Annotated in this window: 2 protein-coding genes; both read right to left on the minus strand. The window is 43.7% G+C overall.

The window, feature by feature from the left end; genetic code table 11:
- The coding region (locus A3730_RS09595; protein WP_197477402.1) for a sulfotransferase family 2 domain-containing protein at positions 1–496 on the minus strand (496 nt) is incomplete at its 3' end.
- A partial coding sequence (locus A3730_RS09600) for a polysaccharide biosynthesis C-terminal domain-containing protein (protein ID WP_197477403.1) occupies positions 489–753 on the minus strand: 265 nt, incomplete at its 5' end. The genes A3730_RS09600 and A3730_RS09595, both read right to left, overlap by 8 nt.

The following is a 753-nucleotide window of genomic DNA, read 5'->3' on the forward strand; positions in this document are numbered from 1 at the left end:
AGCGATCTGGAATATTGCAGACCTTCTCAACAAAGGCCTCGAAAGAATCAGACATTTCCAGGTAACCGCCAAGATAATCCGCATATTCAAACCCAACCATGCGAATTTTTTCAAAATCCTCAAACTTGTTGATATAAGAAGAAACAAGTCTGGAAAAAGGATTTCTGACATAAGTGAAAACATGGCATTGCTCAGCGTCAGGAAACCTCCCTCTTACCGTCAGTTGGGCCACCTTGTGGTTTTGATGAATAGAGTAATTATCCTGAATATCGTCATCTACAATACCAGCCACCATTGCTTTCTTTATGGAAGAACAGGCTGCTTTTGAAACCACCAGGTACGCGACCTTCTTGTCACCCAGCACAACGAACTCAGGCTTTTCAATATGCCCACCAATTGCAGCTTTGCAGGCATGAAGCAGTGATTTTGCCAGCTTACGAAACTGTATATAGAAGCTTTTAATAAAGGCGCGTTTCAGCGAGCCACGGTTACTCATGACAACTCTCTTTCATACAGGTGCGAATAAACTGCCTGGACAATAGATACATGGCGACATTCTGGATCACCATGGTAATTGAAAAGGCCAGGGCAGCACCGACTGCAGCATAAATAGGAATAAGGATAATACTCAGCAGAACGCAAAGAATGCCACTGCCTACAATAATATTTCGCAATAGCTTTTCGTTACCCGTCATAGCCAGCATCCCACCGGAAATTCCGGCAGAAACATTAACCAGTTGCCCTATCGCACAA

The organism is Alcanivorax sp. HI0044, assembly GCF_001634945.1.